Source organism: Mycobacterium angelicum (assembly GCF_002086155.1).
Lineage (GTDB): Bacteria > Actinomycetota > Actinomycetes > Mycobacteriales > Mycobacteriaceae > Mycobacterium > Mycobacterium angelicum.
Genome location: NZ_MVHE01000300.1, coordinates 1 through 455, shown reverse-complemented (window position 1 = coordinate 455; position 455 = coordinate 1). Strand labels below are relative to the sequence as shown.

Sequence of the window (455 nt, the reverse complement as noted above, 5' to 3'; positions counted from 1 at the left end):
CCCCCAACCCAAACACATACGCAATCCGCCCCGACACCACACTGGCCTCAGTACCAGTCAGCAAATACCCCTCCACCCCAGCATCAGCGGCGCCACCCGCCCCATACAACGACAAAGTCGCACCCACGAACACCCCGATGTCACTACCACGCACCGAACCCGGATCAATCCCGGCCGACTCAAAGGTCTCCCACGCCGTCTCCAACAACACCCGCTGCTGGGGATCCATCGCCAACGCCTCCCGCGGGGAAATCCCGAAAAACCCCGCATCAAAATCCGCCACACCCTCCACAAACCCACCCCAACGGGTATACGACGCCCCCACCCGATCCGGATCAGGATCATAAAGACCCTCCACATCCCAACCCCGATCCCCCGGGAACTCCGAGATCACATCCCGACCCTCAACCACCACCTCCCACAACCCCTCCGGGCCATCCACCCCACCCGGGAAC

The 455-nt window shown here is 62.9% G+C and carries 1 protein-coding gene; it reads right to left on the bottom strand.

Features of this window, described 5'->3' with window-relative positions:
• A partial coding sequence (locus BST12_RS29490) for a beta-ketoacyl synthase N-terminal-like domain-containing protein (protein ID WP_139802100.1) occupies positions 1 to 455 on the bottom strand: 455 nt, incomplete at both ends.